We start from the raw sequence: 9,592 nt of genomic DNA, 5'->3' as shown, positions 1-9,592 counted from the left end.
CTTCGTCTCCTCTCGCGCTTAGTTATAGGTCATCCACTACAGTTGACATAGAGCCAGCTTTTCAGCCTGAAATGATAGGTTTTTGTGTTAGATTAACGTACTGTACGGATACGCATTGTGTTTGTACGAACAGCTTCTCCAAGTGGCACACCTGCAACGATAACAATATCGTCACCAGATTCTACAAGACCTGCTTCAACTGATTTACGTTCAGCGATTTCGAACATATCATCAGTTGATGATGGAGCTTCAGTCAACATTGGGATAACACCCCAGTTCAACATCAATCCACGCTCTGTCAATTCGTCGAATGTCAATGCCAAGATATCAGCATTTGGACGGTATTTAGAAATCAAACGAGCTGTGTGACCAGTCTTAGTAAGAGTAACAACCAATTTGATGTTCATTGAGTTAGTAGCATCTTTAACAGCTGAAGCCATAACTTCTGTCTTAGAGTTACGTTCGAATGTATCTGAGTTCAAACGTCCGTATTCGTTAAGAAGAGTTTGTGCGTTCTTGTCAATTGTAGCCATTGTTGTTACTGACTCAAGTGGGTATTTACCGTTTGCAGACTCACCTGAAAGCATTGTAGCGTCAGTTCCGTCGATAACAGCGTTAAATACGTCTGATACTTCTGAACGAGTTGCGCGTGGTTTTTCTGTCATTGTTTCAAGCATGTTTGTTGCTGTGATAACAACTTTACCTGCTGCATTCACTTTAGTGATGATCATTTTTTGGTAAACTGGAACCATTTCGAATGGTACTTCGATACCCATATCACCACGAGCGATCATGATACCGTCAGCAGCTTCAATGATTTCATCTAAGTTATCGATACCTTGTTGGTTTTCGATTTTCGCAAACAATTGAACGTGACCGTTACCAGTTTCTTCACAGATTGCACGAACTTCGTTAACGTCTTTTGCAGTACGTACGAATGAAATCGCGATGAAGTTGATACCTTGTTCCAAACCGAAACGGATATCATCGTTATCACGTTCAGCAAGAGCTGGGAAAGGAATTTTAGTGTTAGGGATGTTTACACCTTTTTGTTTAGCGATAATTCCGTCGTTTTCAACTTCTACTTCAAACTCACGAGTTGCATCGTCTTTTGCAACAACGCGAAGACCCAATTTACCATCGTCAACCAATACTTGACGACCAACTTCAACATCATCGTAGATATCAAGGGCACCAGCAACGTTCAAAGCAATCACATCACGAGTTGATTTGATTCCTTGTTTAGTTGCAACACGGATTTTTTCACCAGTTTTGTAAGAGTACTCTTTTGCGTCACTTTCAAACAATTCTGTACGGATTTCAGGCCCTTTAGTATCAAGAAGGAAACCAACTTTTTTACCTGCAAGTTTCTCAGCAAGTTTAACAGTTGCCATACGCTCACCTTGTTCTTGGTGGTCACCGTGTGAGAAGTTAAAACGGAAAGTGTTTGCTCCTGCTTCAATCAATTTAGCAATATTTTGAGCTGAAGCTTCAACGTCAAGTTTTTCACCCCAGTATCCGTCTTCACCGAATTTTTTACCACCACGGATTTCAACCGCAGGACCTAAAGTTGCAACGATTTTTACACGTTTGTTCATGATTTTTGTGACTCCTTTATATAATTCGACCTTTTATGGTCATTTTACCAAATTAATGAAAGTTGATTAGGACAAGCTCTTGTTCAAATCAGAAAGTTCAAGATCAGCTTTATGAGGGTTGTTAACAACAATCTTACCATCAGCTGTTAAGCTAAACAAAGCTCCTTCTTCTGCTGTTCCAAGAATTGGATTCTCAACCATTTTCTCGTTACGGATACCAACAGCGACACCACCGATTCCTTGTTTAAGGAGTTTAACAGCGTGTGCCCCCATACGTGATGCTAATACACGGTCACGAGCGGTTGGTGATCCACCACGTTGGATGTGTCCAAGTTCAGTTACACGAAGGTCACTAGTGTCTCCAGCTTCCTTGAGTTTCTTACCAAACTCATTCGCAGACATAACTCCCTCAGCCAAAACGATGATGTTGTGTTTCTTACCACATTCATAACCAACTTTGATGCTTGCAACGATGTCTTCCATCTTGAAGTCTTCTTCAGGGATGATGATTTCGTCAGCACCAGTTGCGATACCTGCCCAAAGAGCGATATCACCAGCGTTACGTCCCATTACTTCAACAACGAAAGTACGACGGTGACTTGATGATGTATCACGAATCTTATCAATCGCATCCATAGCAGTCGTAACTGCAGTATCAAATCCAATTGTGAAATCAGTACCTACGATATCGTTATCAATAGTTCCTGGAAGTCCAATAGCTGGGAACCCATGTTCCGTCAAGCGCATAGCTCCGTGATAAGAACCGTCTCCACCGATAACTACGACTCCTTCGATACCGTGTTTTTTCAATTGCTCAATCCCTTTAAGTTGGCCTTCAAGTTGTGCAAACTCAGGGTAACGAGCAGAGTGAAGGAAAGTACCACCACGAGAAATGATGTCTCCTACTGAAGCAGCATCAAGTGGATAAATTTCACCGGCAACCATACCTGCGTATCCATCATAGATACCAAAAACTTCCATTCCTTCCGAGATTGCTTGGCGAACTACTGCACGGATGGCAGCATTCATACCAGGGGCGTCTCCACCACTGGTCAAAACAGCAATACGTTTCATTTGGTTTATGCTCCTTTTTCTTTTAACATTCTTACTGATTATACCACATTTAAATCGAAAATTCTTCTATTTTCCGTATTTTTAGCGATAAATCGTTTTCATAGCAATTCCCTCTAATTTTTCCTCTAGAGCAGAATCTTTTCTTACAAAATGTTGTGTAGAAACAACCGTTTTCCCTTCCTCTTCATACCTGATAATGACAGGAATTGGACCTTTGTATTGTTCTAGAATATTTGAAATCTCTTTATCGTATTTATGATTTTTAACTTGAATCCAGAATCGTTCCGCTACTGCTTCTTTCAAATCTTGTGCAATCATTTGCAGACGACCATCTCGGGATTGAACTTTGCCATTGATGTAGTAAAATTTCCCTTCGGATAAAATGGAAGCATATTTTCTATATTGGTCTGAAAATACAGTTACATCCATCCGAGACTTACTATCATGAACCTGTAGAAAAACCATACTCTCGCCTTTCTTGGTTCGAATCACTTTAATCTTTTGAACTTCAACTAGGAGAGTAGCTTGAGCTCCCTCAGTTAGATTAGTGATTGGAGTCGTCGGATATAGGGCGTGTTTGGCAAGAGTTTGGAGAGGATGGGCACTGATACCTACCCCAATCAGTTCCTGCTCTTTGTAAAATTTCTCTGCCTCAGTAAAATCATCAGCTTCAGTCCAACTATAATTTGTATCCGCAAAGAGTCCACCTAACTCCTCAACAAAAACAAATAAGTTTGGTAGGTTGACTAAGATTTTCTGACGATTCTTGTCAAATTCATCAAAAAGCCCTAGTTCAACCAAAGGCGTCAGAAGCGACAGTTTCTTGTAATTCTTGGGAAGACGTGTGACGAAATCTTCAATGCTTGAAAAAGGACGATTTTCAATAATCCAGTAAGACAAATCTCTCGGCATCCCTTTAATAGCTTTTAGACCAAGATAGATTTTCTTCTGAGCAATTTTATCATGATAGGGAATGCTGTTGATTGCTAAGGGAGATACTTCAAAGCCCATCTGCAATGCATCTACAATGTAATCGCTACTAGAATAATTCAACATGACTTGGAAGAAAATAGCAGGATAATGCGTCTTAAAATAAGCTAGTTGGAAAGCTAGCGCTGAGTAGGCATAGGCGTGGGATCGGTTAAATCCATAGCCTGCAAACTTTTCCATCACTGCAAAAACTTGGTTGGCCTTTTCTTCTGTATGCCCCAATTTCATAGCTCCTGTGATAAAATCTTCCTTCATCAGATGCATCTCTTTGGCATTTTTCTTCCCCATAGCTCGTCTGAGAATGTCGGCTTTACCAAGGTTAAAGCCTCCAAAACGCTGAGCAACCTGCATGACTTGCTCTTGATAGAGCATGATACCGTAGGTTGATGACAGAATGTCCTCCAAGGCAGGATCTAGTACCGTCACCTTTTCTTTACCATGCTTCCGAGCGACAAAGTTATCAATATAATCGCTTGCCCCTGGTCTGTTGAGCGAGGTTGTGGCTACTACCTCTTCAAATACTTGCGGCTGAACTCGTTTCAAGAGTCGAATGGCACCAGGTTGTTCAAATTGGAAAATCCCCTTAGTATTTCCAGCAGCAAAGAGGCCCAGAGTTGCCTTGTCTTCCAAATCAATCTCTTCGATTTTTATACGAACACCCTCTGACTCAGACAATAATTCCTGCATTTTTTGGACAAAAGTTAGATTACGCAGACCTAGGAAATCCATTTTTAAAAGGCCATTAGCTTCAACTGCATGTGCATCATACTGGGTGATTAGCATATCCTCACCGTATTTGAGCGGGATATAGTCCGTCAGGTCTTGGTCACTCATAACGACCCCAGCTGCATGGATAGAGGTCTGACGAGGATACCCTTCAATCTTTCGAGCAATCTCGAAAGCTTTTTGATATTCAATCTTACTATTGATGACCTGCCTAAACTGTAAATTCTTTTCATAGGCTGTCGTTAGCGTATCTCGAAAACTGATTTTTTTCGTAATATTGGTTAATTCGTACTCTGGAACACCATAACGTTTAAAAACATCACGAATTGCCTGTTTTGCTCCAAAAGTCGAATAGGTAACAATCTGTGCCACATGTTGACTACCATAGCGATCACGAACATAGCGAATGAACTCTGGTCTATAGAGGTCAGGAATGTCGATATCAATATCAGGCATGGTGTAGCGCTCACGATTTAAAAAGCGCTCGAAAATCAAGTTCTTCTCAACCGGGTCGATTCCTGTAATATCCAGTGAGTAAGCCACCAGACTACCAACCGCAGAACCACGCCCCATTCCCATATAATATCCTTGGGAACGTCCAAAACGGAGCAAATCCCAAACTACAAGGAAATAGTCGTCAAAGCCCATATCATGAATCACAGCTAATTCCTCATTTAGTCGCTCATGATAGATAGCTGAGGTTAGCCCCTTGTCACTCAAGCCTTGCTCGGCTCTTGCTCGAAGCTCTTCTACCGCTGGTCTTTCAGGATTAAAGCGAGGGAGTTTTAAACTTGAGTCGATTTGATAGCTTACATTCTCTATCAGACCTTGGAGATTGGCAAGCGCTTGAGGGAAGCGATTTTTAAACCGTGCTTCCAAGTCTGAGGCAGGTAAAAAAATCCCCTGTTGTGAATGTACATCCACTTCTCTCAGGCTGACATTGTCCTTGACTGCTGATAAGATTTGTAAAACTTGAATATCTTCTTTTTCAAAAGAGTTGACTTGATAGAGGGGAAGAATGGGTCTGATAAAGACTTCTTGAGGAGTATCTGGACTAACACCGATAAAATAATCAACCCCAAAATCCAACTGTTCGACCCCATTAAAATAGGGAACAATAATGGCAACATCTTCGAGGTGGGAGGTGAAGTCAGACCAATTTTTCCGTCCAGTCATTTTTAAAGTGGATAACTTCATCAACTCTTGATAACCTTTAGTCGATAGGGCTAGAAAACGTAGAGAGAGGTTCTCCTCATCTTTGACCAAGGTCATTTCTAAACCAATTAAAGGCTGAATGCCATGCTTACGAGTTGATTCTAGAAAATGATAGGCTCCATAGAGATTATCCACATCCATGATAGCAAGGTGAGAATAGCCGTATTCTTTAGCTGTTTGTACATATTTTTCAATCGAAACCACACTTTCCATAAAACTATAAACAGTCTTGGTGTCGAGCTGTGCAATCATTTCTTCTCCTCCTTGCTTTCGTTTTACTACTATTATACCATTTTAAGCTGGATATTGAAGCAACTCTGCACTTTCTTTTCAATATCATCAGTTACAAACTTCTTCTCTTCTTACTTTTAAATTCTTCATTTTTCAAAGGAAGAATTTAAAAAATTAATATTATATAATAGTTTTAAATGTAAATTTAGATATATTTATACCAAACGAAGAATAATAAAGATAGGAGTTATATCCAGTTTTACATATAAAAATCTCTAGAAAAAGGCTTACTTTTATGGTATTTATTCAGCATTTTATAATAACTTACCAAATAGATATGCTGGTTTAAGAAATTTATTTCATTTAAGTTTATTTATTCCATTTTTCCCTCTTTTTTGATATAATAAATTCAGTTTGTTTTCAAAGGAGAGAAACATGCGTTTTAATCAATTCAGCTATCAACCAACCACTAGTTCTCAACGATTTGAAGAATTAGAAGGTCTTGGTCTAAAGCTGTCACCCCAACTGTCCTTAAAAAGACAGTTTGAAGACTTCATTCGTTGGAGTTTTTTCACTTATTCTAACACGGATTATGCCTTATCGACTTTGGCTGCGGATAAAGAAACAGATTTAGTAACTTTTTTCCAGTCAGACCGTGAGTTAACTGCGGAGATTTTCTACACAGTAGTTTTTCAACTTTTAGGATTTAGCTATCTTGTTGACTTTGAGGATGCCGAACAGTTTCGTAAAGAAACTGGTTTTCCTATTGTTTATGGAGATCTCATTGAAAATCTTTATCAGTTACTCAATACGAGAACGAAAAAAGGAAATACGCTCATCGATCAACTTGTTAGTGATGGACTCATTTCAGAAGATAATCACTACCACTACTTTAACGGTAAGAGCTTGGCAACCTTCTCTACTCATGATGTCATTCGTGAAGTCGTGTATGTCGAGAGCCGTGTGGATACTGATAAAGACGGACTCCCTGACTTAGTCAAGGTCAGCATTATTCGCCCACGTTACGATGGTCAAGTACCTGCTCTTATGACTGCCAGCCCTTATCACCAAGGGACCAACGACAAAGCCAGTGACAAGGCTCTCTACAAAATGGAAGGAGAGCTTGAGGTCAAACTGCCCCACACCATTGAACTTGAGGAACCTAAGCTGAATTTAGTCGAACCTCATGGTCAAGCAGAAGTCGTCTCAGAAGCTGAAGAAAAGCTATCTCATATCAATAGCTCATATACACTCAATGACTACTTCCTCCCACGTGGATTTGCCAATCTCTATGTATCAGGTGTTGGAACGAAAGATTCTCAAGGCCTCATGACCAATGGTGACTACCAGCAGATTGAAGCTTATAAAAATGCCATTGATTGGCTCAATGGTCGTTGTCGTGCTTTCACGGACCACACGCGCAAGCGCCAAGTCAAGGCTGACTGGTCAAACGGCAAAGTCGCAACAACAGGTATTTCTTATCTAGGTACCATGTCCAATGGTCTCGCCACCACTGGTGTTGATGGCTTAGAAGTCATCATCGCAGAAGCAGGTATTTCCTCTTGGTACAACTACTATCGGGAAAATGGTCTAGTAACCAGCCCAGGTGGTTATCCGGGTGAGGATTTTGACTCACTTGCTGAATTGACCTACTCTCGCAACCTCCAAGCTGGTGACTATATTCGTGGCAATGAAGCTCATCAAGCAGACTTAGAAAAGGTTAAAGAGAAACTCGATCGCAAGACTGGTGACTACAATCAGTTTTGGCATGACCGCAACTATCTGCTCAATGCTCACAAGGTTCAAGCTGAGGTCGTCTTTACGCATGGTTCCCAGGATTGGAACGTCAAACCCCTTCATGTTTACCAGATGTTTCATGCCCTTCCTAGCCATATCAATAAGCACCTCTTTTTCCATCATGGTGCCCATGTTTATATGAACAACTGGCAGTCAATCGACTTCCGCGAGTCCATGAATGCCTTGTTAAGTATGAAATTGCTAGGACTTGACTCAAGCTATCAACTTCCGACTGTCATTTGGCAGGACAATTCCGAACCGCAAACATGGCAGAGTCTTGATGACTTTCGCAAACAGGATGAACTGCATACCTTCTCTCTTGGTAATGAGGAAAAAGTGATTCAAAACCAGTATGATCAAAAAGATTTTGATCGTTATGGTAAGACTTACCAGATCTTCAACACCGAACTTTACCAAGGAAAAGCTAATCAGATCACCATTGACCTTCCAGTAAGTCAAGACCTTCACTTAAATGGGCGAGTGGAGCTGAAACTTCGTGTTAAATCGAGTACGAACAAGGGCTTATTATCAGCCCAACTGTTAGAACTTGGACAAAAGAAATATCTGCAGCCTTATCCAGCTGTTTTAAGTGCTAGAACCATTGATAATGGTCGTTACCACATGTTAGAAAATCTCTGTGAACTGCCATTCAACCCAAGTGCCCAACGTGTCATCACCAAAGGCTACCTTAATCTTCAAAATCGAACCAATCTCTTGACGATTGAAGAAGTCCAACCAAATGAATGGATGGACTTCAAGTTAGAGCTTCAACCAACTATCTACAAACTTAAAGAAGGAGATACTCTCCGTTTGGTTATCTACACCACAGACTTTGAGATTACAATTCGAGATAATACAGACTATCAATTGACTGTTGATTTAGCACAGTCTAGTCTTATCCTACCTTGTCAAAAGGTATAATCTACCAGACTTTCAATATGGAAATATTCAAAGGAAAAGTCAATGAATTTGACCATTGAACTTCCTATAACCAAAGTTTTCCACTTGAACAGTCGAATCAAACATAAACTTCGTATCAAATTCAGTTCATCTAAAAGCATTTTAGAAGCCCCTAGATAGAACTTGGACAAAAGATACTCCCTCTAACCAAAATATGTAACCATTTATCATACACGCTATTAGACCACATGTTGGAAATCTCTGTGAATTACATTTAGAGTGAATTCACAAAACGCCGTGACAAAAAGCTACCCAAATTGAATGATTCACTGTCATTAAGGAACATCAATGTAGATGAACAGATTGCTACCTAGTTTATCTGCACGCAACTAGTGACAAGTTAAAAGAAGTAGAATCTCTCCATCTATTTCTTTATCCTACTGACTTTAAAATCATCATACGTGACAATACCGCCTACCACCCGACTGACATTTTCGTTCAGTCCACGCTACTGTACCTTGTAAAAGGAGTACTTACTTTATGAACAAATCAGAACACAGACACCAACTTATCCGCGCCCTCGTTTCAAAAAACAAAATCCATACACAAGCTGAATTACAAGCATTATTAGCGGAAAATGATATCCAAGTTACTCAGGCTACCTTATCGCGCGATATCAAAACCATGAATCTTTCAAAAGTGCGCGAAGAGGACAATTCTTATTATGTGCTAAATACAGGCTCTATCTCCAAGTGGGAAAAACGTCTTGAAAACTATATGGAAGACGCTCTTGTTATGCTGCGTCCTGTGCAACACCAGGTTATTTTGAAAACTTTACCCGGTTTAGCCCAATCGTTTGGATCTGTAATTGATTCCTTGGCCTTTCCAGATATCGTGGCAACCCTTTGTGGAGATGACGTCTGCATGATTATCTGTGAAAATGCTGCAAAAGCGCAAGCTTGTTTTGAGAGTCTTAAAAAATATGCGCCACCATTTTTCTTTAGTGAATAATGGCTCTATGTCAACTGTAGTGGGTGACCTATAACTAAGCACGAGAGGAG

General features: G+C 40.3%; 5 protein-coding genes. 2 read left to right on the top strand and 3 right to left on the bottom strand.

Annotated features, from left to right (window positions below; all coding sequences use genetic code 11):
- Positions 1–92: 92 nt before the first annotated feature.
- The 3 genes from pyk to Q4A91_RS08855 form a co-directional block, all read right to left on the bottom strand.
- Complete coding sequence (pyk, locus tag Q4A91_RS08865; protein ID WP_303214100.1) at positions 93–1,598, bottom strand: pyruvate kinase; 1,506 nt, start codon at positions 1,596–1,598, stop codon at positions 93–95.
- A gap of 66 nt (positions 1,599–1,664) precedes the next feature.
- Positions 1,665–2,672 (bottom strand): 6-phosphofructokinase, encoded by a 1,008-nt coding sequence (gene pfkA, locus Q4A91_RS08860; RefSeq protein WP_303214098.1) that lies wholly within the window; start codon positions 2,670–2,672, stop codon positions 1,665–1,667.
- A gap of 81 nt (positions 2,673–2,753) precedes the next feature.
- Positions 2,754–5,855 (bottom strand): DNA polymerase III subunit alpha, encoded by a 3,102-nt coding sequence (locus tag Q4A91_RS08855; RefSeq protein WP_303214097.1) that lies wholly within the window; start codon positions 5,853–5,855, stop codon positions 2,754–2,756.
- A gap of 414 nt (positions 5,856–6,269) precedes the next feature.
- On the opposite strand from Q4A91_RS08855, the gene Q4A91_RS08850 reads away from it, so the two are divergent.
- Entirely contained in the window at positions 6,270–8,552 is a 2,283-nt protein-coding gene (locus Q4A91_RS08850) for a Xaa-Pro dipeptidyl-peptidase (RefSeq protein ID WP_303214095.1), read from the top strand.
- 519 nt (positions 8,553–9,071) lie between these two features.
- Positions 9,072–9,542 (top strand): arginine repressor, encoded by a 471-nt coding sequence (locus tag Q4A91_RS08845; protein WP_303214093.1) that lies wholly within the window; start codon positions 9,072–9,074, stop codon positions 9,540–9,542.
- Positions 9,543–9,592 lie beyond the last annotated feature (50 nt).

Source organism: Streptococcus sp. (assembly GCF_030528045.1).
Classification (GTDB): domain Bacteria; phylum Bacillota; class Bacilli; order Lactobacillales; family Streptococcaceae; genus Streptococcus.
Note: the sequence above shows the minus strand (reverse complement) of the source record. Positions and strands in the feature narration are given on the sequence as shown.